Genomic DNA, 21,340 nt, shown 5'->3' on the forward strand with positions numbered 1-21,340 from the left:
ACACTATATGCTCGACGGGCGGAATCGCAAGTAGTTGATATTCGTGTCCCACCCCGTGTCAGGAAGGCAAGCGGCCAGTGCACCAAGACGAACTGTTCATCGGCGGGGCGTGGGCCCGGCCGAGCAGCGACAGGCACATCGACGTGATCTCACCGCATTCGGAGCAACTCGTGGCCCGGGTCGCGGCGGCCGGGCCGGCGGACGTGGACGCCGCCGTGGCGGCGGCCCGCGCGGCCTTCGACACCGGCGCGTGGCCGCACCTGCCGCCGGAGGAGCGGATCGCGATCGTGCGCCGGCTCGCCGGCCTGTATGGGCAGCGCGGCGCGGAGATGGCCGAGGTCATCACCTCGGAGATCGGGACGCCGATCGCCTTCTCCCGGCGCGCCCAGGTCGGCCTGCCCGCAATGATGATGACCGCGTTCTGCGATCTCGCCGAGAACTACCCCTTCAGCGAGGCGCGGTGCGGCATGTACGGCCTGGACATCCAGATCCGCAGGGAGCCCGTCGGTGTCGTCGCCGCGATCGTGCCGTGGAACATGCCGCAGTTCCTGACGGTCACCAAGCTCATCCCCGCGCTGCTGGCCGGGTGCACCGTGATCGTCAAGCCCGCCGAGGAGTCGCCGCTGGACGCGCTGCTGCTCGCCGAGATGATCGCCGACGCCGGGGTGCCTGACGGGGTGGTCAGCGTGCTGCCCGGCGGCCCCGAGACTGGCGGCCACCTCGTCGCGCATCCCGGTGTGGACAAGGTGTCGTTCACCGGTTCGACCGCCACGGGCACCGCGGTCGCGACGGCGTGCGCGGCCCGGCTGCGCCGCGTGAGCCTCGAATTGGGCGGCAAGTCGGCGGCCATCGTCCTCGACGACGCCGATCCCGGCGCGGTGGCCGCCGGGGTCCGATCGGCCAGCCTGTCCAACAGCGGGCAGATCTGCAACGCGCTGACCCGCGTGCTGGTGCCCGAAGGCCGCGCCGACAACACGATGCGCGTCGCGCGCGAGGAGATCTTCGGGCCGGTGCTGACCGTCATCGAGTACGGCGACGAGGCCGACGCCGTACGCATCGCCAACGACTCCGATTACGGGCTAGCCGGCTCGGTGTGGACCGCCGACTCCGACCGCGGGCTGGCCATCGCCGGTGCCATCCGCACCGGCACGTTCGGGGTCAACCAGGGCTACACGATGGACCCGTTCGCGCCGTTCGGCGGCGTCAAGTGCAGCGGCTACGGGCGCGAACTGGGCCGCGAGGGTCTCGACGGCTACACCGACACCAAGTCGATCGCGGTGGCGGCCGGCTAGCGTTTGCGGCCGGGGCGGCGTGCGGTCACAGCAGCCACACGCGTCTCTGGGCTCCGGGGCACCCGATGTGCCCGCCTCACAGCGACAATTGCTCCGCGCCTTTGGTTGTCGCTGCGAGGTGGGCAAGAAGACTGGTGACTCCTCCTGGGTGCTGGTGTGGCCTATGTGGTTTCAGCGCGCCGGCAGCCCGAGGATCCGTTGGCCGATGATGTTGCGCTGGATCTCCGACGTGCCGCCGGCGACCAACGCCATCCACATCAGCGTGCGCTCGTGCCCGAGCGACCCGTTGGCCACCTTCCAGCCGCCGTGCAGCGGGCCGACGAGGTTTTCGGCGGGCACGCGCACACCGGTGAAGAAAACCTCCGCGGCGACGATGCCCACGCCCTGCGGGTTGAAGCATTGATAGATGCGCCGGTGGGAGAGTTCCTCGCGATGCACGAACTGCTGCAGGATGCCGGCGTTGCGGCCGCCGAACTCGGGAGGGTTGCCCGGCAACAGCCAGCCGTGGTCGAACTGCAGCCGCTGCAACGCCCGCGCCCACTCCGGGTTGTGCGACGTCGACCGCGACCGCTCCGCCGCCTGCGCCTCGGTTGGCAGGTGCTCGTCGAGGAACCTCACGAACTGCCGCCCGGGGTGCCGCTGCGGGCCCACTACAGCTTCTCCAAGGTCGCCGCCGAAGCCGTGTGCACCTGGGTCGCCGGGCGATACGGCATTCCGCTGACGATCATCCGCATCTGCTCCACCTACGGGCCCGAGGGTGGCGCGCCGGCCGATCGCCTCGATGCGATATTGGCGCGCATGCCGATTCGCCTGCATCCCGACAAGCCCAACAACTACAACCCGATCTACGAGGACGACTACGTCGAACTGGGCATCCGGGCCATGGAGGTCGCCGCTACCCCGCCGGTGGTGGTGAACTGGGCCGGCAGCGAGACCGCCAGCGCCGAGGACTACTGCGCCTACCTGGGCGAGTTGGTGGCGTCGAGCCGATCTTCGATTACACCCCCGACGCGCACACGCCGCTGTGGCCGGACGTCACCCGCATGCACTACGTGCTGGTACGCACGAAAGTCCGCTGGCGCGAAGGCTTCCGGCGAATGGCCCGGGCGCGTCACCCCGAGATCGAGCCCGAACGAGCCTGAAGGACGGCATCGATGCTGCTACCCGGCACGCCCTCCGACGAGGTCGTCGACGTGCTCGCCGCGGGACGCGGCGACATCACCACCGTGTTCGTTTCCATGGCCACCCGCCATCACGAGGGGGCCGACGCCGAGTCCCTGCGCTGGCACACGATGGATCACCGACCCGAACAACACCGGCTCGGTGCGGTGCGGGCGTCGCTGCGGCTGGTGTCCACTCCGCAGTGCCGCAACGCGCGGGCGTTCGGCACCGAGCGGTTCGATCCCGTCGACAACGTGATGTCGTATTTCTTCACCGGCACGGTCGGATTGGCGAGGTTCAACCAACTTTCGGTGGCACTGGGAGGCGCCGGGCGCAAGCTGCCGCTGCTGCCCCGGTCGAGCGCGGCGTCTACGACGTGCGCGCGAAGGTGGCCGCGTCCCGGATCAAAGTGGGGGCCGACGTGCTGCCGTGGTGGCTGGCCCGCGGCGTGTACGTGCTGGTGGAAACTGACGCGCCGACACCGACGGACCTGGCCGGCGCCCCTGCAAGACAGACCCTTTCGTACTGCTTCCTCGACCAGGACCCGGTCGTCGCCGCGGGCAGGCTGCGGCTTGCACTGGAGCAGCGCTGGGCCGACGGCACCGCCACACCGTTGTTCGCCGCCCCGTACCACGTCGTCGTGGCGCACGAATGGGACCGCCATGTCCCGTGAGCGGGCGATGCCGCGAGGATCGGCCTGACGGTGGGCTCGGACAAGGAGCGCACCAGCGCGCAGCGGCTGACCGGTCTGCTCGAGGACGGAAGGGCCGCCGAAGCGGACGGATTCGCCTCGTTCTGGCTCCCGCAGGTGCCCGGCTACCTCGACGCGATGACGGCCGTCGCGCTGCTCGGGCAGGTCACCGACCGCATCGAGATCGGCACCGCGGTCGTGCCCATCAAGACCCGGCACCCGCTCATCATGGCTCAACAGGCACTGACCACGCAGGCCGCGTGCGCGGGCCGGTTCACGCTGGGCATCGACCCGTCACACCATTGGATCGTCGCCGACCAGCTGGGGCTGCCCTACGAGCGGCCCGCCGGTCTGGTCGGCGACTACCTCGACGTGCTGGACGCGGCGTTCGCCGGTCCCGGTGCGGTGTCGGTCGACAACGCCACCTACCACGTGCACAGCCCGGTGGACGTCACCGACTCCGCGGTGCCGGTGCTGCTGGCCGCGCTCGGCCCGGCGATGCTGCGCATCGCCGGGGAACGCGCCGGCGGCACCGTCCTGTGGATGGCCGACGAACGCGCGATCGGCGACTACGTCGTCCCCCGTATCACAGCGGCGGCAACAGCTCTCGGCCGCAACGGGATTCGCGTGGTGGCCGGCGTCCCGGTAGCGCTGTGCCGCGCCGGCGAGGTCGAGCAGGCCCGCGCCCATGCCAGCGAGGTCTCTGCCACGCGGACTTCTCCCCCAACTACGTGCGGCTGCTCGAGCACGGCGACGCCGCCGACGTCGGCGACACCATGGCCGCCGGCGACGAAGCGGCCATCCTCGCCAGGTTGCGCCGGTACCGCGACGCCGGCGTCACCGACCTCGCCGCCCGGGTGGTGCCGCTGGGCGAGAACGCCCGGACCCGGCGCGAGTCGCGCCGCCGCACACAGCAGTTGCTTGCCGCCCTGTCCGCGGAATTCGCCGCCGGAGCATAGCTGCGCGGCGGTGGGGAAAAGCGCATAATGACAAGCCGTCAGCCACCGACAGGAGGCCACGATGGCAACGCCCTACAAACTCCTGCAACTGGCGCTGGTTTTCGTCGGCGCCGTCATGCTCCTGGTCTATCCCCTCGCGGTGGTCTGGCCGTCGGGCTGGATGTGGCACTCCGGTGCGCCGTACCGATCCGACTACTTCATGATGATCGTCGGCGTCTACGCCACCCTCGGGGTGTTCCTCATCAATGCGGCGCGCAGCCCGGAAAACAACCTCAGCCTGATCTGGTTCACGGTGTGGTCCAGCGGCGTGCACGCCGCGATCATGACGGTGCAATCCTTGGACGACGGCCACATGGGACACCTCTGGGGCGACGTGCTGGCACTGTTTTTCGTGGCTGTGGTCTTGGCGGTGCTCGTGCGGGCAGCGGGGATCAAACAGCCGCCCGCCGATCGGTCTCGGCTGGCGACGAGGTAACGCGGACCACCGGTGGGCCCAGGGTTTGGGCGCGCCCGATTCGGGCGATCCTGACGTGAAGTGTTCGTCGACCCGTCGAGGAGATCTCGCGTGGATCCGCAAGCCGACATCGACCCGCCGGAGGTACCCGAAGACGCCAGGAAGACCACCGAGGGGCAGCGTCGGCTGCAGGAAGAGCTGGAAAACCAAGGCGAGGACCCGGACGCGCCGGGCCTGCACCAGTCCCGTCATGACGTCGCTGACGAATCCCGGCGTTAGACACCCGACAACAAACAGCAAAGTCTGCCCACGCGTCGCACGGGACACTAAGCTACTGACCGTGGGTACCGCCGTGCTGGCCAACGGCCGGGGCCGCTGGCTGGCGATCGCGGCCTCGGTCATCGTCTCGTCCGCCATGGTCTACGCCCAGAGCACCGAGCACCGGTGCTGCGTGGGACACCCGGCCGTCGCCAAAACCGCGGCGCCCGGCAGCCCACAGATCGCCCGCGCCCCGGACGGGCCGCAGATGTCCGCTCCCGCAGACGGGCCGCGCATTGCCACCCCCGCGGAGGTGCAGTCGTTGGCAGCCAACGCGCCCACTGCCCCCGCCGCCGCCCAGAATTTTCTGGTCGCGCTGCCTCCCGGCGTGGCGCCGGAGCATGGGTTGCAGGTCAAGACCATCTGGGCGGCGCGTGCCATCGGCGTACTGTTCCCGGAGATCAGAGCGATCGGCGGGTACCGGCAGGACGCCCTGAAGTGGCACCCCGAAGGATTGGCGATCGACGTGATGATCCCGAACTACCACAGCCCGGAGGGGATCGCGCTCGGCAACCAGATCGCCGGGTATGCCCTCGCGAACGCCAAACGCTGGGGCATCAACCACGTGATCTGGCGGCAACGGATCTACCCGGGCATCGGCACGGGGAGCTGGACGGCGGACTACGGCAACGAAACCCTCAACCACTACGACCACGTTCACATCGCCACCAATGGGGGCGGCTACCCCACCGGGCACGAGATCTACTACATCGCGGCGATGAGCCCGCAGCCGCCGGCGTGATCGGCGTCTGCGAATCTCCGCATGCCACGAGCGTCGAACCGCCCCACCGGTGGTACGAAATCACCACCCAGGGTGAGAACGGGCGATCGGTCACGGCGTGGGGATATTCGGATGCCGGACCGTGGGGTTCCTGAGCCGGCGGTTGCTCATGGGTTCTCGCTGCGACTTCTGATGTTCAATCTGCCGGATCAGCTCGCGCTTTGCTTCGCCGAGGGCGCGGGTTAGGTCCGGGTTGTCAGCAACCGCTACCAATGGCGGAAAGCCGGGCAGGCTCGTGCGCAATGTGACGCGCTGTTCCTTGCCGCCGCGGTCCTGCAAGGAGACATCGACGACCAGGTCATGAGGGTCCCACCTTCCCAGGTGCGGCCCGAGCGTCGACAATGCCTCCACCACATGGCGTCGCTCATGCTCCTTGAAACCCGCACCCACCTGAAGCACGAGCCCCCCGAAGACATCTCGTTGTTCGTACTCGGATTTACCCATCGTGGCCTCATTTCGCGTAGGCGGCGGCCCTGCGCGTGCGGTAAACGCGCCGAGCCGCCCTCGAGTGACTGCAGGTCCGGATTGACCAGAGCGGGCAAAGAAGTCGCCGCCACCCGATTTCCGAGACACACGCAAACAACATCGAGCACCGCAGCGAATTCAAGCGTGCACATTTCTTCTGGTGGACAACGCCTCTGGTGGGCAACGCCTTTGGTTATTTTCGGAGTTGGAACTCCGTCAAAACGCTTGTTAGATGGCCTGTCTGCCAAGTATCTCTACCGCGTAACACTACACGCCCGAATGCTCCTTGGCGAAGCTTCGCGACAACCGGTCATGATTCGATTCACGACGACACCGCTGACCACCGCGGCGTTTTAAGGGGTGTGCATTCCGGACACGACAGCAACGCCCCTCGAGAAGGTGGACGCGAGGGCGCCTCACGTAGTGTCGATTGGGTGACGTCAGCAGATGGGCGATCAGCGGGAGTGTCGGTGTGACATGTGGTATCGGTGACATGGGGTAGCGGCCTGATCGCCGGTCCGGTGAACCGGGCGATCGCGACCACGCGGAACGGCATCGAGGTGCTGCGGTTCGGTGGCCTTCAAACCGGATCCCGTCCGTCGCCGTTTCGGATCGTGGAGCGCTCCGACATGTACCGGCTGCGACGGTACTTCCCCGACGGGACAAACGATCCGTCACGGCCGCCGGTAATACTCGTGCCGCCGATGATGATGTCAGCCAATGTTTTTGACGTCACCAGACACCAGGGCGCGGTCGGAGTCCTGCATGAACTCGGGGTGGACCCGTGGGTGGTGGACTTCGGCTCACCGGACCGGGAAACCCGTGGGCTCGAACGCACGTTGAGCGACCATGTGATCGCGCTGAGCCGCGCCGTCGACGCGGTACGAGCACACACCGGGCGCAAGGTGCATCTGGCGGGCTACTCGCAGGGCGGCATGTTCTGCTATCAGACCGCCGCCTACCGACGTTCCGAGGGCCTGGCCAGCGTCATCACGTTCGGTAGCGCCGTCGATTCGCTCGGCGGTCTGCCGTTCGGGATTCCCGCGGCCTTGGCGGGCCGCGGCGCCCAGCTGGTCGCCGACCACGTCTTCAACCGTCTCTCCGTGTCCGGATGGATGGCCCGTACCGGGTTTCAACTTCTGGACCCGATCAAGACGGTACGGGCGAGATGGGACTTCCTATGGCAACTCCATGACCGGGAAGCGTTGTTGCCCAGGGAACAGCAACGCCGCTTCCTCGAGGTGGAGGGGTGGGTGGCATGGTCGGGCCCCGCGGTCGCCGAACTGTTACGGCAGTTCGTGGTCCATAACCGCATGATGGCCGGTGGAGCGGTGATCGACGGCACGTTGATCACGCTCGCGGAAATCACCTGTCCGGTCGTTGCTTTCATCGGCGAGATCGACGATATCGGCCAGCCCGCATCCGTGCGAGGTATCCGGCGGGCCGCCCCCCGGGCCGAGGTGTCCGAGGTGCTGTTGCGGGCGGGGCACTTCGGGCTCGTTGTCGGATCGACCGCCGCCACGCGCACCTGGCCCACCGTGGGCCAATGGGTGCTGTGGCAAGACGGTCGGGGGCCCAGGCCCGACGGCGTTCGTCCGATGCAGGCCGACCCTGACGCCGGGGGCGACGGCGCCGCCGGGCTCTCGGCGCGTATCGCTCACTCGGCGGGTGCGCTGGCCGAATTGGGTATCGGCGTGGGGCTGGGGCTGGCCGGCGCCACGGTGGGTGCGGCGCACAGCGGCGGGGAGATCGCCGGGGAGGCGCTACGTACCCTGCCCCGGCTCGCCCGCCTCGGACGGCTGCAGCCCCATACCCGGGTGTCGTTGGGCAGCTTGATGGCCGAACAGGCCAGCAGAGCGCCTGAGGAGGAATGCTTCCTCTTCGAGGATCGGGTGCACACCAACGCCGCGGTTGATCGCAGCATCGACGACGCGGTGCGCGGTCTCATCGCCGTCGGTATCCGTCAGGGAGCCAACGTCGGTGTGTTGATGGGCACCAGCCCCAGCGCCGTGGCCGCGATCGCGGCACTGTCGCGGCTCGGCGCGGTGGCGGTGCTGCTACCCCCGGATGACGATCTCGCCGCGGCCGTCCAGCTGTGCGAGGTGTCCGACATCGTCACCGACCCGGACCATCTCGCGGCGGCCACCGCAACCGACGCCAGGGTGCTCGTCCTCGGCCACCTTCCCACCGGCGGCCTGGGCCGGACGGCACCGGGACGGGTCGTCGAGCTGGACCGCCTCGACCCGTCCGGTGCGCCGCTGCCCCGGTGGTATCGGCCGAACCCGGGCCGGGCAAGCGAACTCGCCTTCGTGTTCTTCAGCACGACGGGCGGACGCCGGGTGGTCAAGGAGGTCACCAATCATCGGTGGGCGCTGTCGGCGTACGGCACGGCCACTGCCGCCGCGCTCGGGCGCGGCGACACGATCTATTGCCTGACCCCGCTGCACCATCCGTCGGCTCTGATGGTCGCCCTCGGGGGCGCGGTCGCCGGCGGCTCGCGCATCGCCTTGACCCGGGGCGTCGACCCGACGCGGTTCGCCGACGAGGTGCACCGTTACGGGGTCACGGTGGTGTCCTACACCTGGGCAATGCTGCGCGAGCTGGTGGAGACGACATCGCCAGACCTCGCAGAACATCATCCGATCCGCCTGTTCATCGGAGCCGGAATGCCGATCGGGCTGTGGCAGAAGGTAATCGACCGATTCGCTCCGGCCCGCGTGCTGGAGTTCTACGCCTCCACCGAAGGGGACGCCGTGCTGGCCAATATCACCGGCACGAAGACCGGGGCCAAGGGTCGGCCGCTGCCGGGCAGCGCCGAAATTCGGCTCGCCGGCTACGACGCCGCGACGGGCCGGTTCAGCGAGGATGAACACGGATTCGTGCGGCCCTGTGCGGACGACGAGGTGGGCGTGCTGCTGGCGAAACCACGCTCCGGACTCGATGCCGCGATCGGCTCGATGCGCGGTGTATTCGCCGCGGGAGACACGTGGATCACCACGAACCACCTGTTTCGCCGCGACAGCGACGGCGACTACTGGTTCGTCGACCACAGGAACACCGTGATCCAGTCCGGGCGCGGACCCGTGTTCTGCCAACCGATTTGCGACGCCCTCGGCGACATCACCGGGATCGACCTGGCCGTCGTCTATCCCGTCCCGACCGACACGCATGACGTCGCGGTCGCGGCCGTGACGCTGGGCAAGGACGGCGTCCTCACCGCGGCCGACCTGACCACGGCGTTGAGCGTCCTCCCCCGTCACCAGCGTCCCGCCATCGTCCACATTGTTGACCGCATCCCGCTTACGCCCTCCTATCGTCCGCTGTCGACCGAGCTGCGCGGGGCCGGGCTGCCGGCGCCGGGGGAAACAACCTGGCACCACGACCTCACCGACGGCCACTATCGACAATCGGCCACAAGCCACGACGCCCAGCCCCAGCAACGAACCGTGGACAGCGAGTAGGCGGGCCACTCCGGCGGCGAGCCGGAGTAATGACCTTGCCCCGGCCCGGTTTGCAGTAACCCCGATCCTGTGAGGTCAACCGCGTCCAAGGCGGCGAACTGATCATCGGAGGCACACAACGCGACCAAGCATGGGGCGCAACACATTAACCGCCGGGATCGACGCGGACTCGACATTTCTTTCCGGCGCCGCACTCCACAACCTCAGATTTTGCATCTTCGAAACCCAGGGTCGACCACCGTCAACGCCGGACCATCGAGCTTGGCGATTGCTTCTGTCAAGGTGCGTTGTTCCTGCCGGACCTGTTGTATACCGCCGCACACCAGGCACACCGTGCGATCGCATCTCGAGGATTGTCCGAGATCCTTGCGGGTCGCGATGAGCTGTGGCGGACGGTGAGGGTGGCTTTGGACGATGGTTATCGCTGCCTCGAGCGTGCTGGCGGCGGGTAGCAAGCCCTGTGGGTCGCCGATCCGCAGCACCCGGGACACTGCCGCACCGAACACTGTTGCCCAGCCGATGCCGACGTGCGCGCAGCAGACGGAGACCCTGTGCAGTGCCGAGAAACCCTCGGTCCCAAAGAACTCCAGCTCGCGCAGATCAAGGATCAGCCCGCGGCAACGCATCAGATGCCCTAACGTGTAGTCGGTCAGAATGTCAGCATTGGATGCGTCGATGTCGCCGTGGGCGCTGATGACAGCTACCGACGACCTGAGCCGACGACTGACTAACCGTGCGGTGTGACCCTGCCAGGGCTGGGAAAGAAAGCCACCCTCTGGCAGCACGGAGGGGGCGGGCGGAGTATTCATGGTGATCCCCGACATGCGGTTGCCACCGGTCTGTTCGGCGCGAGCTACTGCTCTCAGAGGACAGCAGCGGACAGCTGACCTCATCCCGAACTGGTTGAGAGTCTCAACTCAGCTGACGTTCCACCCCGCGGGGGCAATTGTCAAGCGCCATGTGGGCCGGATCTTGGCAGTCGACACTTCGCCGCATCTCGGTTCTGATCAGGTTTTTCGATTCGTCAGCTCGCGATCTCGCGCGGTGGTGACGATGAAGTCATCGAGGATGTCCACGACCGCTGTCGGGGACTCGACATGTGGGAAGTGCCCGACACCGGGGAGCACCTCAATTCGACTACCTGGCACGGCGTCGTGAGCGGCGTAGCCGTCGGCGACAGGAATGATCCGGTCCTGCTCGCCCCAAACAAGCAACGTGGGTAATCCATGACTTAATTGAGTAACCGATGTTGGGCTCCCGCTCGCCGTGTCCGGTGTCGGCAGGGTCCTCGCCGGTGAGCTTCTCGAGGATGGATTGGGCGGAGGTGTGTCGATCGATGTCCGCGCGATCCGCCTGGGTGTTCAGTTCTCGATCGGCTTGCCCCGGCGTGTAGCCGCGGCCGATGAGGACCCCGATCGCCTGATTGACGACCGACGCGTTGCGCAGATATGTCCCGGTGTCCGATCCGGCCGGGACGCTGAGATGCCCATCGAGCACGAAGTCGCTGGCCGGGCGACCGGTTAGCCACGCCAGGTCTGCGGCGAGGTCGACAAACGTTCCCGGGGTGCCCGCGTAGAGGATGAGGGCAACCGACGACAATGCCCGGCCCTCACCCACACCGGCCAGCATCAGCCAAAGCGAGGTGCGAACATTCTCAGCCGCGCCGTCCTCAACGGTAGTGAACGTCAACGGCGGGATACTGCAGTCCACGGTCACGCTCAGCCCGAGATAGCTGGACACGGCCGCCTGGGCGTCGACACCCAATTGCTGCAGACTGTGCAGCACATCGGCGCCGGGCTCATCCAGGGCGGCGGTGAGGATGCCCAAATCGGCGGCCAGGGCCGCACCGATCTTCATGACAGGATTGCTCCGCTGGGCGCTCCCGAGCGCCGATTGAGCCTACCGGTGCCGAACGGGCGAGTCGCCCTGCCCGGTGGGGAAGCCGCGACGCGAGCCAGGACCCGTCGTGCTTGCTGTTTCCCCGCCCTCCAACCTACGCGCGTCCCACCCGCGCAGCGACCGTTCGGCCGTGGAGCGAATGGCGGTTCGGGCTCAGGTCGGGTCGCGTCGGGCGCGGGCGCGGCGCACGGCTTCATCGACCATGTGTTGGGCCACGTCGGCCAATTTGCGGTGTTCGGCCTGGCTGATCGCCCGCAGCTGAGTGAACGCCTCCTCGGCGCTACGCCCGCTGCGTCCCCGAATCAAGCCGATCGCCTGATCGATCACCGGGCGCGTCGACAGCGCCGTCTGCAACTGGACGGTCAGCGCCAACGCGTGCGCAAGGATCTGGGCGTTGTGCACCGCCACCGCCGCGGGCTTGGCGAACAGCTCCCCCAGTTCGGCGGCGTGCTCATCGAAGACGTCTTTGCCGTGGGCGTAGACATTGATCGCCCCGATCGCCTGGCCCGACAGCAGTAGCGGCAACGACAGCGCACTGTGCACGCCCAGGCGGCCCACCCGGGGCCGAATCGCGGCCACATCTTCTCCCCGCCCAACGACCCGGACCGCACCGTCCGCCGCTCCAGCGCCGCGGTGATGCAGGGCCCCTCCTTGAGAATCACGTACTGAATCTCGTCGATCTCGGCGACAAACGGTGCACTGGCGGCCAACGCCTCCACCATGTTGTCCACCAGGTCGACCCGCAACAAGGTCACCCCGGCACCATCGGCGCCCGGTATCGCGCGCACCGCAAACGCCGACACCTCAGCCAGCAACTCGGACAACCCCAGGCTGCCGGCCACCAACCCCGCCAGGTCGTCGATCCCGGCCCGCAAGTCAGCGGCATCAGCACTGACCTGCTGCGCGCTCAGCGACCCCAACGGTAACCCGTCGGCGTCCTCGGTCAACTCCGTCATACCTGCGCTCAATAGTCTTGGCGGAACTGGGATCGGTACCGAAACCCAGCGCCCTACCCGTGGCGCAACCGTCACGAGATGGTTGTCAGGACAATAATAGCGTCGGCAGCACCGAGAGCCGCACTATCGCGCGTCGGAAACGGCGGGGCCAGCAACCGGACCAGACACCTGCGACGTTCGAACGAGCCAAACCCCGGCAGCCGGTCGGCCTTGTCAGCGTCGTCTTTGTTTCGATCTCTGCTTGCCGCCTCGCGCTCTCAACCGTTCGTCTCAATAGTCGCCGTGCGTGGTTCAATCACCCCAGGCGGCACGAAATTGATTCGGTAGGTCGATACGAGCAGTCCAACGGGTGTAGCGTGAAGGGCGTTGAGAATCAGCTGGTCTGGGATGAGTTGAGCCGTCCGCCGCTTAATTCAAGGAGCATTGGCTCCGAACCCTCACACACTCCGGTGATCCACTGGACGTCAGGTCACCATGACCACTTCACTTGCGTTGTGTTCCAACGCCGGCGTTTCCCTGCCAGATCCGCCCCGAACCGCACCCAGTGATGATCCACACCCAGCCTTACCGGCCGCCGTGGGGTGGCACCGCGGCGGCCCCGACACCGGGTCGCAGTTCTGGGTCACCCGAGCGAAGTCGCCCAGGTTCGACCCACTGACCGATGTCAAGGCCTCCGAGGACCTGCTCGACGCCCCCGTGAGCGAGCCGCCGGTGACCACGATGTGCAGCGGCCATCACCCATCTACCTTCCGCCGACCAAAGTCTGCGCACCCGCCACTTCGTCAACATTGTGGTCGCCGGGAACCGCGCGACGCGCGATGGCTGAGCATGGACGAAGCGGTGGTCCACTGCACCGAGGGCCTCGGATCGGGGACTCAATGACCATGTCTGCTGTTAAACCGGCGGAGCGACCCGTGACGTCGGAACCGAACAACTCTCCAGCGCCGATGCCCGCGGCAGCATATCGGCCCATCGCCCGACAAGCGCTCAGGCTCACGGGCGCAGAACTCGCATTGGTCGCCGTCGCAGACAACTACGACATACCCACGTCAGAGGTGGCCGATGTGATGATCGTGGAAACCGCCGGTGCTGCAATGACCTCGACGCCGGCTCATGCCATCTCTGTTGCCGGCACCTCGATCGAACAGGCCTTCGTGGAGCGGATCCCTCGACGAATCAACAACTTCGACGTCGCGATCGACGGCGTCCAACATGCCGGCCCAGCGCTGGTGCTTCCGCTGCGCAGCAACGATGCCGTGGCCGGGGTGCTGGTCGCGCTGCGGCGTGGCGGCGCCCGGGCGTTCGGCGACGAACAGCTCGACATGATGGCCGCTTTCACCGACCAGGCGGCGCTCGCCTGGCAGCTGGGGTCCACACAGCACCGGATGCGTGAAGGCGACATTCTCGATGAGCGCGACAGAATCGCAAGGCACCTGGACGACCACGTGATCCGGCGGATCTTCGCGATCGAACTGGCATTGCATGGGGCCATTCCGCGGGTGCGATCAACCGAGGTGCAGCAGCGACTGTCCCGCAGCATTGATGATCTTCAAGGCGTGATTCAGGAGATCCGTGTCGCCATTTTCGACGTGCACGGCGCAGTGCCGGCCATAACCCAGCTGCGAGAGCGGCTTGACGAGGTAGTCGTCCAGTTGTGCGGATCGGAACTGGAGACCACGGTTCAATTCGTGGGCCCCTTGTCGGTTCTCGACGCTGCACTCGCCGATCACGCCGAAGCCGTTGTGCGCGAAGCGGTCAGCAACGCCGTCCGGCATGCCGGCGCGACCAGCCTTACCGTGACGGTAAAGGTCGGGGACGACGTCTGCATCGAGGTTATCGACAACGGTCGAGGCATCCCCGGCGACGTCACCGGCAGTGGCTTGAGCAGGTTGCATCACCGCGCGCAGCAGGCAGGCGGCACGCTCACCACCGCGGATGCTCCCGGCGGAGGTACCTTGCTGCGCTGGGCAGCACCGCTGCCCTGAACATCGCCCCGCTGCGACCACGAGCGGCTCAAAGGGTCGATGCGACCGGGCCGGTCAGGTCGACGAGGCGGTGCGAGTAGCAGGCATTCTTACGACCCACCGGGTCCGGCGCGCTGACACCATCGAAAGGAACTCCACGACAAACGTTCTCGGGCAATCCCGCCTCCCGGCCGGCCAACCGCTGCCGACACTATCGCCGGGCTGGCCCATCGGCTCCTATCCCACTGATGCCAAGGCTCAACAGGCGGTCGAATACCTCTTCGCCGCATAATTCCCCGTCTAGACGAGAGGTGCCGCGCCAGCGAGTGGGGCTCGCGCCTGGTGACGGAGGAGTGTTGTGAAGTCACCGCCGAAAGGATTCTCATGCCATACAAGGTCAGCCTGTCGCCGTCGATCTCTCCCGCCTACACCGGGCGGCTGTCCACCACGTCGGTGCCCGCACTGAGGCTGCCCGACGAAGATATGGAGCCCGCCGCCGCGTACCGGTTCATCCACGACGAGTTGATGCTCGACGGCAACGCGCGGCTGAACCTGGCGACGTTTGTCACCACCTGGATGGATCCCGAGGCCGACAAGCTGATGTCCGAGACATTTGACAAGAACATGATCGACAAGGACGAATACCCGGCCACCGCGGCCATCGAGTCGCGGTGCGTGTCGATGGTGGCCGATCTGTTCCATGCCGAGGGGCTGCGCGACGACGACCCGACCACCGCCACCGGGGTGTCGACCGTCGGGTCCAGCGAGGCGGTGATGCTGGGCGGGCTGGCGCTGAAGTGGCGGTGGCGTCAGCGGGTCGGTGACGCGGCGAAGAGCGGCTGGCGGACCCGCACCCCGAACCTGGTGATGGGCTCCAACGTGCAGGTGGTCTGGGAGAAGTTCTGCCGCTACTTCGACGTCGAGCCCAGATACCTGCCGATGGCCAAGGGCCGCTACGTGATCACGCCCGAGCAAGTGGTCAACGCGGTCGACGAGGACACCATCGGCGTGGTCGCGATCCTGGGCACCACCTTCACCGGTGAGCTGGAACCCGTTGCGCAGATCTGCGCGGCCCTGGACACGCTGGCTGCCGGCGGCGGCGTGGATGTCCCCGTGCACGTCGACGCCGCCAGCGGCGGGTTCGTGGTGCCGTTTTTGCAGCCGGATCTGGTGTGGGATTTCCGGCTGCCGCGGGTGGTGTCGATCAACGTCAGCGGCCACAAATACGGGCTGACCTACCCGGGCCTCGGTTTTGTGGTGTGGCGCGGTCATGAACACCTGCCCGAGGAGTTGGTGTTCCGGGTGAACTACCTCGGCGGGGACATGCCGACGTTTTCCCTGAACTTCTCCCGGCCGGGCAACCAGGTCATCGGCCAGTACTACAACTTCCTGCGGTTGGGTCGCGCGGGCTACACCCAGGTGATGGGATGCCTGTCGTCGACGGCGCGCTGGCTGGCCGACGAGTTGCGCAAAGGCAAGCACTTCGAGGTGATCTCCGACGGCTCGGCGATCCCGGTGGTCTGCCTACGGTTGGCCGGGAATTTCGGCTACACCGAGTTCGACGTCTCCCACGCCCTGCGGTCCTACGGCTGGCAGGTGCCGGCCTACACCATGCCCGCCGACGCGACCGACGTCGCGGTGCTGCGCGTCGTGGTGCGCGAAGGGTTCTCCGCCGATCTGGCCCGGTCACTGCGCGACGACATGATGTCGGCGCTGGCCAGTCTGGACGACCTCAAGCCCGGCGGCCACTTCAACAACCAGCGGCCCTTCGCCCACTAAGCCACAAGGATGCACATTCACGAACGCAGAAGTGCTCAAGCCGGCCGCCGAACACCCATAATGACCCGGTACTTCACGATCCATCTCCCCCAGCGTCGGCCAGCATCCGTAGAAATCTTCGAAGCACGTCGTCGTGCCGTTCCGGTCGATCGATGCGAGGCAGTAGGCGGGCACGGCGTCGGCCTCCGGCACGCGGGCGAACACACCGGGCGGCACGCCATCACCGGGCTGATGTCGACACCCGAGGTAGTTGACACTGGAAGGCAAGCGCCGTCGGCAGGCGCGCAGCCAACCGGCCAGTGCCGCAACCGGACTCGAAAATGGTCTGGTCCCCGGTGAGGGCCGCCTTGGCCGCGAGGCGGTTTATGGTCGCGCCCTCACAGAAGGCCTGCCAGTCCTGGGCGCGTCCGATCCGCTCGTAGACCGAACGGGCCTGGTTCAGCGTAACCGCCACGGGTCGTCCTCCTCATTCGCCCACAACACCGGTCAATGTCGGGTGCGTCCAGTTGCGTCCGTGGCATGTCGGTGCGCCCCGTCGACGTGGGTGCATGCGGGTCCACCGTGTCACGACGACTGTGCGCCCGCGTCACCGTCGTCGCCTAGCAACTCCTTCTTTGCCTGTGCCAGCTCGGCTTTGGCAGCGGCGTCGACCTGCGGATACTGCGGGTTGAGATCCCGCAGCGTCTCCAACAGCACCGCGGAAGTCGACACGTGGCCAAACCATTTGTGGTCTGCGGGGATCACATGCCAGGGCGCCCAGACGGTGCTGGTGTGGCTGAGCATGTCTTGAAAGGCCCGCTGGTAGTCATCCCAGAACGCGCGCTCGCGTAGGTCGGCGACGGAGAACTTCCAGTTCTTCTCGGGTTCGTCGATGCGCTCAAGGAACCGGCGCGCCTGTTCGTCCTTGGAGACGTTGAGAAACAGCTTGATGATGACGGTCCCGTTGTCGGTGAGGTAGCGCTCCCAGTCGTTGATGTCGCGATACCGCCGCTGCCAAATCTTCCTTGCGTCGAGCACCGCGGTGCGCGGCCACAACGTCTCGGGATGCACCCGGGTGATCAACACGTTCTCGTAGTGGGACCGGTTGAACACCGCGATACGGCCCAATTCCGGCAGCGACCGTTGGTGGCGCCAGAGGTAATCATGCGCCTGCTCGGTCGCCGATGGCGCCTTGAAGCTGTACACGTCGACCCCCTCGGGGTTGAGGCCGCTCATCACGTGCTTGATCGTGCCGTCCTTACCGGCCGCATCGATCGCCTGAAGGATGATCAACAGCGACCGGTTGGCCTCGGCGAAGAAGCGGTCCTGCAAATCCAGCAGCGCCGCCTTCGCATCGGCCAGCACCGCGGCGCCGTGGTCTTGTTGAAGCTCTTTGTCGTATCGGCCGGGATCGAAGTCCTTGGCCAGGTCCACCATGGACCCCGGCTTTACCCGGGTACCCTCCGCCAGTCGTTTCCAGAGCGCCGACAACTTCGCCTCCTGCTTATGTGTCTCTCCATGACCCGGGGCAACGACCACTGTCAGCTTCCCAGATGGCGACCGGAGATTGCCACCACCGTCGGCGTGGGTTACCCACGCCTTGTGCAGTGCGGCAGGTAGTGATCGCCGCATTCGCGTTCAGTGAGGTCAATTGCGTTGCCCGCCTGGCGCCTTGAAGAAACCTCACTGCGCCGGTGACAACAGGCGCAGGAATTGGCTAGGGCTGCGCGGGTACACGGCCTGGCCGGTGTGGTGGCGGGTGATTTCCCGTCCGTAGGGACAGTCGGGATTGTCTTGGTAGACGGGGTCTGCGGAATCGGTGACGGTGTGGAAGGCCGCGACCGTCGCCACGGTATCGACACTGTGCCCAACCGGGTCACCGGGCGAGCTGTCACCGTCTGAGGCTGCTCCCCCGTGGGTAGCGCCGTCGCGGCTGACCGGGTCGAGAATGCGATAGGCGAGGAGTTTGATGCGGTCGGTGCCGAGTGCCCAGATGATGGCGTAGCCCCAGACGAAGGCGACCCACTGCCAGCCGAGCGGTGTCATCAGTACCCCGAAGCCGGCGAGCAAGGTCGCGATGGCCTCGGCGCCGAGCACGGCCAGTACGAGGATCCGCTTGGGCCGGATGGACCAGAACGGCCCGCGGGTACGGGTGAGGAAGATCGTCATCGACCCGGCGACCGACAGCATCAGATACATCAGTGTCTGCAGCTGGTCCCGGTCGAGTTTGAAGACGTGCTCGCCCAGGTAGAACAGTCCGAACGCGGCGACCGGCCCGATGACACCCAGGACGGTCGCTATCCCCAGGACCAGGCGCATGTTCCACGCCTCGGGGCTGTTCTTGTACTTCACATTGTCGTAGGCGATGGACAAGATCGCGCCGTCGTTGAGTAGCGCGAGGACGACGATCATGATCGCCGTCACGGGAAAGGAGCCGAAGAACAGGATCGCGGCGGTCACGAACAGCAGCACCCGCAACGTCTCGGAGATGCGGTAGATCGCATAGCTGTTCATCCGCTGAACGATGCGGCGGCTTTCCTTGATCGCGTCGATGATCACCGACAGGCCCGGGCTCAGCAGCACCATGGACGCCGCGGCGCGCGCCGCGTCGGTCGCCCCGGACACGGCGATGCCGCAGTCGGCCTTCTTCAGCGCGGGGCGTCATTCACCCCGTCACCGGTCATCCCGACGATATGGCCGTGCTTCTGCAGCACGTCGACGATGCGGTACTTGTGTTCGGGGAACACCTGGGCGAAGCCGTCGGCCTTTTCGATCGCCGTCGCCTCGGCGGCCGTCACCTCCTCCTTGACGCCGCCCAGCCCGGCGGCGTCAAGAATCCCGTCGCGCATCCCGAGTGCCTTGGCGGTCTCCCGGGCGATGGCGATGGCGTCGCCGGTGACCATCTTGACCTTCACACCCATCTGTTCGGCAGTCGCGATGATCTCTTTGGCGTCGACGCGGGGCGGGTCGAACAGCGGCAGCACGCCCAGGAACCGCCACGGTCCGTCGCCGTCGGCGCGGGCGACCCCCAACGACCGGAAGCCGCGCTGGGCGAACTCTTGCACAGCGTTGTCCACCGCTGCCTGCACCTCGGCCGGGTCGTCGGCCAGGGCGAGGATGACCTGCGGTGCGCCCTTGCTCACCTTGAACGACGGCTTGCCTGCGATCTCGACGCTGGCCTCGGTGCGCTTGTGGACCGCGTCGAAGGGTTCGAAGTGGACCATGTGGTAGGCGTCGAGTGCCGTCGGGTCGGTCAGTCCGGCCAGGACGGCCAGGTCGATGGTGTCGTTGTCGTCCACGCGCGAGGCCAGCGCACCGGCGAGGATGACGTCGCCGGCGCTCACCCCGTCCACGGCGAACGGGTCGCCCAGCGTCAGCTTGTTCTGGGTCAGGGTCCCGGTCTTGTCCGAGCACAACACGTCCACGCCGGCGAGCTCCTCGATGGCGACCAGCCGGGTGACGATGGCCTGCTTCTTGGCGAGCAGTCGTGCGCCGACGGCCATGGTCACCGACAGCACGGTCGGCATCGCCACCGGGATCGCCGCCACGGTGAGCACCAGGACGAACTGGACGGTATCGAGGAACGGGTTGCCGCGCAGGGTCGACACGACGACGATCAGCACCACCATGGCCAGCGCGAGCAGGATCAGGAACTTGCCGATCTGCAGCACCGCCTTTTGGAAGTGGCTGACGCTGTCGGCGGCTTGGACCAGTTCTGCGGTGTGCCCAAAGTAGGTATTCGTACCGGTGGCGTACACCAAGGCGCTGATCTCCCCCTGACGCATGATCGATCCGGAGAACACGTTGTCGCCCGGCCCGCGGCTGGCCGGCAGCGACTCCCCCGTCAGCGCGGACTCGTCCACCTCCACCGGGTCGCCGTCAAGCAGGCGGGCGTCGGCCGACACGATGTCGCCGAGCCGCAGCCGGATGACGTCGCCCGGCACGAGTTCGCGCGCCGGGAGGGTAACCGACGTGCCGTCGCGTAGTACCCGCGCGTTGACCGCCAGTTGAGCTTTGAGGGCGTCGATGGCTTTGCCCGCGGACCGTTCCTCCCAGAATCCGATGAACGCGTTAGCGGCGAGCAGCACGAGGATGACGATGAAATCCGGCCAGTGGCGCAGCACGCCCGACAAGATGACGGCGACCTCGATCATCCACGGGATCGGCCCCCAGAAGTAACCGAGAAACTTCAGCAGCTGGTTGGTTTTCCTCTCCGCGATCTCGTTCGGCCCGTACTGAATCAGGCGTTTGCCGGCCTCGGCTGCGCTGAGCCCGTTCACCGAACTCGCGAGCTGTTTTTCCAGCTCGGGCATCGGCAGCGACTTCAGGTCCCCATGCGGGTCGGCCTTGGTCGGCGCTGCCGAGCTCCCGGCTCGAAATTTCTCATCCTCAGTGGTCATGGTTGGTTGCCCGCCTGCTCGTTATCGTCGGGGTGCTTCATCGTCGGGGCGTTCCGGACGTCGCGAAGGTACTCAAGTATCCCGCGTGGACCGGTCCTCCGGGGAAGGAGAATTGGGTGAACAGCTTCTTCATCCCGGACGCATGCCGCGGTAGATCAACCAGTAACCCCAGCCGATCAACCACATGGAAAGCAGCGCGGCGATCACGGCCGGCCCCCGGCGGAGGTTCCGTTGGCCACCGCTGCCGGAACGGGAATCGGCGGCTGTGGCTGTGGCTCTGGCCGGACTGCTGCGCCGTTTTCCCGGGCCAGGAAGTTCCCGAGTTCGGCAATGGTCGACATCAACGGAGCCGGGAACACCACGGTGCTGTTCTTGTCGACACCGAGCTCGACCAGGGTTTGCAGATTACGTAACTGCAGCGCCAGCGGGTGGGCCATCATCGTGTCCGAGGCGTCACCCAAGGCGGCAGCGGCCAGCGCTTCACCCTCGGCGGCAATGATTTTCGCGCGCTTCTCCCGCTCCGCTTCGGCTTGGCGGGCCATCGCCCGCTTCATGCTGTCGGGCAGTTGGATGTCTTTGAGCTCCACCAGGGTAACCTGCACGCCCCAGTCGATGGTGGTGACATCGAGGATCGCGCGGATGTCGAGATTGATCTTGTCGGTCTCCGAGAGCGTCTCGTCCAGACTGTGCTGGCCGACCACCTTGCGCAACGTGGTTTGGGCGATCTGATCGATCGCGGCGTAGACGTTCTCGATCGCCACCACCGACTTCACCGCGTCGA

General features: G+C 66.8%; 17 protein-coding genes and 5 pseudogenes. 11 read left to right on the forward strand and 11 right to left on the reverse strand.

Going from position 1 to position 21,340, the window contains the following annotated elements; genetic code table 11:
• The first annotated feature begins 77 nt into the window (after window positions 1–77).
• Window positions 78–1,292: an aldehyde dehydrogenase family protein gene (locus AC2VOK_RS15950; RefSeq protein ID WP_428901355.1), complete on the forward strand. Its 1,215-nt coding sequence runs from the start codon at window positions 78–80 to the stop codon at window positions 1,290–1,292.
• Between the two features lie 246 nt (window positions 1,293–1,538).
• Here AC2VOK_RS15950 and AC2VOK_RS15955 read toward each other — a convergent pair.
• Window positions 1,539–1,943, reverse strand: a pseudogene (locus AC2VOK_RS15955) (hypothetical protein); the annotation flags it as partial.
• On the opposite strand from AC2VOK_RS15955, the pseudogene AC2VOK_RS15960 reads away from it, so the two are divergent.
• The 6 genes and pseudogenes from AC2VOK_RS15960 to AC2VOK_RS15985 all read left to right on the forward strand — a co-directional run.
• Window positions 1,917–2,434: pseudogene (locus AC2VOK_RS15960) on the forward strand (NAD-dependent epimerase/dehydratase family protein); the annotation flags it as partial. The pseudogenes AC2VOK_RS15955 and AC2VOK_RS15960 sit on opposite strands and share 27 nt — an antisense overlap.
• A gap of 12 nt (window positions 2,435–2,446) precedes the next feature.
• A pseudogene (locus AC2VOK_RS15965) lies at window positions 2,447–3,126 on the forward strand (hypothetical protein).
• Window positions 3,127–3,144: 18 nt separating this feature from the next.
• A pseudogene (locus tag AC2VOK_RS15970) lies at window positions 3,145–4,103 on the forward strand (TIGR03564 family F420-dependent LLM class oxidoreductase).
• A 61-nt stretch (window positions 4,104–4,164) separates the two neighbouring features.
• The gene (locus tag AC2VOK_RS15975) at window positions 4,165–4,578 is read left to right on the forward strand and encodes a DUF6632 domain-containing protein (protein WP_428901356.1); all 414 of its coding nucleotides are present in this window, start codon (window positions 4,165–4,167) and stop codon (window positions 4,576–4,578) included.
• A 90-nt stretch (window positions 4,579–4,668) separates the two neighbouring features.
• Window positions 4,669–4,836: a hypothetical protein gene (locus tag AC2VOK_RS15980; RefSeq protein WP_428901357.1), complete on the forward strand. Its 168-nt coding sequence runs from the start codon at window positions 4,669–4,671 to the stop codon at window positions 4,834–4,836.
• A gap of 61 nt (window positions 4,837–4,897) precedes the next feature.
• Complete coding sequence (locus tag AC2VOK_RS15985; protein WP_428901358.1) at window positions 4,898–5,617, forward strand: VldE C-terminal domain-containing protein; 720 nt, start codon at window positions 4,898–4,900, stop codon at window positions 5,615–5,617.
• 90 nt (window positions 5,618–5,707) lie between these two features.
• On the opposite strand, the gene AC2VOK_RS15990 is transcribed toward AC2VOK_RS15985, so the two are convergent.
• Window positions 5,708–6,100 (reverse strand): hypothetical protein, encoded by a 393-nt coding sequence (locus tag AC2VOK_RS15990; RefSeq protein WP_369738346.1) that lies wholly within the window; start codon window positions 6,098–6,100, stop codon window positions 5,708–5,710.
• 509 nt (window positions 6,101–6,609) lie between these two features.
• Here AC2VOK_RS15990 and AC2VOK_RS15995 point away from each other — a divergent pair.
• The gene (locus AC2VOK_RS15995; RefSeq protein ID WP_428901359.1) at window positions 6,610–9,582 is read left to right on the forward strand and encodes an AMP-binding protein; all 2,973 of its coding nucleotides are present in this window, start codon (window positions 6,610–6,612) and stop codon (window positions 9,580–9,582) included.
• Between the two features lie 203 nt (window positions 9,583–9,785).
• Here AC2VOK_RS15995 and AC2VOK_RS16000 read toward each other — a convergent pair whose 3' ends face one another.
• The 4 genes from AC2VOK_RS16000 to AC2VOK_RS16015 all read right to left on the reverse strand — a co-directional run bounded on the left by AC2VOK_RS16000 (window position 9,786) and on the right by AC2VOK_RS16015 (window position 12,060).
• Window positions 9,786–10,406 carry an STAS domain-containing protein gene (locus AC2VOK_RS16000; protein WP_428901360.1) on the reverse strand — a complete coding sequence of 207 codons (621 nt, stop codon included), beginning with the start codon at window positions 10,404–10,406 and terminating at the stop codon, window positions 9,786–9,788.
• Between the two features lie 183 nt (window positions 10,407–10,589).
• Window positions 10,590–10,796, reverse strand: a complete 207-nt coding sequence (locus AC2VOK_RS16005; RefSeq protein WP_486944292.1) for an alpha/beta fold hydrolase — start codon at window positions 10,794–10,796, stop codon at window positions 10,590–10,592.
• A complete protein-coding gene (locus tag AC2VOK_RS16010; protein ID WP_486944293.1) occupies window positions 10,720–11,439 on the reverse strand; it encodes a hypothetical protein in 720 nt (239 codons plus the stop codon). Before AC2VOK_RS16010 ends, AC2VOK_RS16005 begins: the two co-directional genes overlap by 77 nt.
• Window positions 11,440–11,634: 195 nt before the next feature.
• Entirely contained in the window at window positions 11,635–12,060 is a 426-nt protein-coding gene (locus AC2VOK_RS16015) for an ANTAR domain-containing protein (protein WP_428901361.1), read from the reverse strand.
• A 1,324-nt stretch (window positions 12,061–13,384) separates the two neighbouring features.
• Between AC2VOK_RS16015 and AC2VOK_RS16020 the strand changes: the two genes are divergently transcribed.
• The 3 genes and pseudogenes from AC2VOK_RS16020 (at window position 13,385) to gad (ending at window position 16,180) form a co-directional block, all read left to right on the forward strand.
• Complete coding sequence (locus AC2VOK_RS16020; protein ID WP_428901367.1) at window positions 13,385–14,422, forward strand: GAF domain-containing sensor histidine kinase; 1,038 nt, start codon at window positions 13,385–13,387, stop codon at window positions 14,420–14,422.
• A 121-nt stretch (window positions 14,423–14,543) separates the two neighbouring features.
• Window positions 14,544–14,681 (forward strand): annotated as a pseudogene (locus AC2VOK_RS16025) (hypothetical protein); the annotation flags it as partial.
• A 104-nt stretch (window positions 14,682–14,785) separates the two neighbouring features.
• Window positions 14,786–16,180 (forward strand): glutamate decarboxylase, encoded by a 1,395-nt coding sequence (gene gad / locus AC2VOK_RS16030; protein ID WP_343709589.1) that lies wholly within the window; start codon window positions 14,786–14,788, stop codon window positions 16,178–16,180.
• Between the two features lie 220 nt (window positions 16,181–16,400).
• Here gad and AC2VOK_RS16035 read toward each other — a convergent pair whose 3' ends face one another.
• From AC2VOK_RS16035 to AC2VOK_RS16055, 5 genes are all read right to left on the reverse strand, one after another.
• The gene (locus AC2VOK_RS16035) at window positions 16,401–16,634 is read right to left on the reverse strand and encodes a hypothetical protein (protein ID WP_428901362.1); all 234 of its coding nucleotides are present in this window, start codon (window positions 16,632–16,634) and stop codon (window positions 16,401–16,403) included.
• A 110-nt stretch (window positions 16,635–16,744) separates the two neighbouring features.
• Window positions 16,745–17,650, reverse strand: coding sequence for a PPK2 family polyphosphate kinase (locus AC2VOK_RS16040; protein WP_343709587.1), 906 nt, complete (start codon window positions 17,648–17,650; stop codon window positions 16,745–16,747).
• A gap of 192 nt (window positions 17,651–17,842) precedes the next feature.
• Window positions 17,843–18,784, reverse strand: coding sequence for an HAD family hydrolase (locus AC2VOK_RS16045; RefSeq protein WP_428901363.1), 942 nt, complete (start codon window positions 18,782–18,784; stop codon window positions 17,843–17,845).
• Between the two features lie 23 nt (window positions 18,785–18,807).
• Window positions 18,808–20,559: a plasma-membrane proton-efflux P-type ATPase gene (locus AC2VOK_RS16050; RefSeq protein WP_428901364.1), complete on the reverse strand. Its 1,752-nt coding sequence runs from the start codon at window positions 20,557–20,559 to the stop codon at window positions 18,808–18,810.
• Window positions 20,560–20,762: 203 nt separating this feature from the next.
• The coding region (locus AC2VOK_RS16055; RefSeq protein WP_428901365.1) for an SPFH domain-containing protein at window positions 20,763–21,340 on the reverse strand (578 nt) is incomplete at its 5' end.

This window comes from Mycobacterium sp. TH-M116 (assembly GCF_057473685.1).

Bases quoted from the DNA above. Each gene is read 5' to 3' on its own strand.
- AC2VOK_RS16010 (WP_486944293.1), bottom strand. From the start codon at position 11,439: ATGAAGATCGGTGCGGCCCTGGCCGCCGATTTGGGCATCCTCACCGCC.
- AC2VOK_RS15975 (WP_428901356.1), top strand. From the start codon at position 4,165: ATGGCAACGCCCTACAAACTCCTGCAACTGGCGCTGGTTTTCGTCGGC.
- AC2VOK_RS16000 (WP_428901360.1), bottom strand. From the start codon at position 10,406: ATGTCGGGGATCACCATGAATACTCCGCCCGCCCCCTCCGTGCTGCCA.
- AC2VOK_RS15990 (WP_369738346.1), bottom strand. From the start codon at position 6,100: ATGGGTAAATCCGAGTACGAACAACGAGATGTCTTCGGGGGGCTCGTG.
- gad (WP_343709589.1), top strand. From the start codon at position 14,786: ATGCCATACAAGGTCAGCCTGTCGCCGTCGATCTCTCCCGCCTACACC.
- AC2VOK_RS16020 (WP_428901367.1), top strand. From the start codon at position 13,385: ATGCCCGCGGCAGCATATCGGCCCATCGCCCGACAAGCGCTCAGGCTC.
- AC2VOK_RS16050 (WP_428901364.1), bottom strand. From the start codon at position 20,559: ATGACCACTGAGGATGAGAAATTTCGAGCCGGGAGCTCGGCAGCGCCG.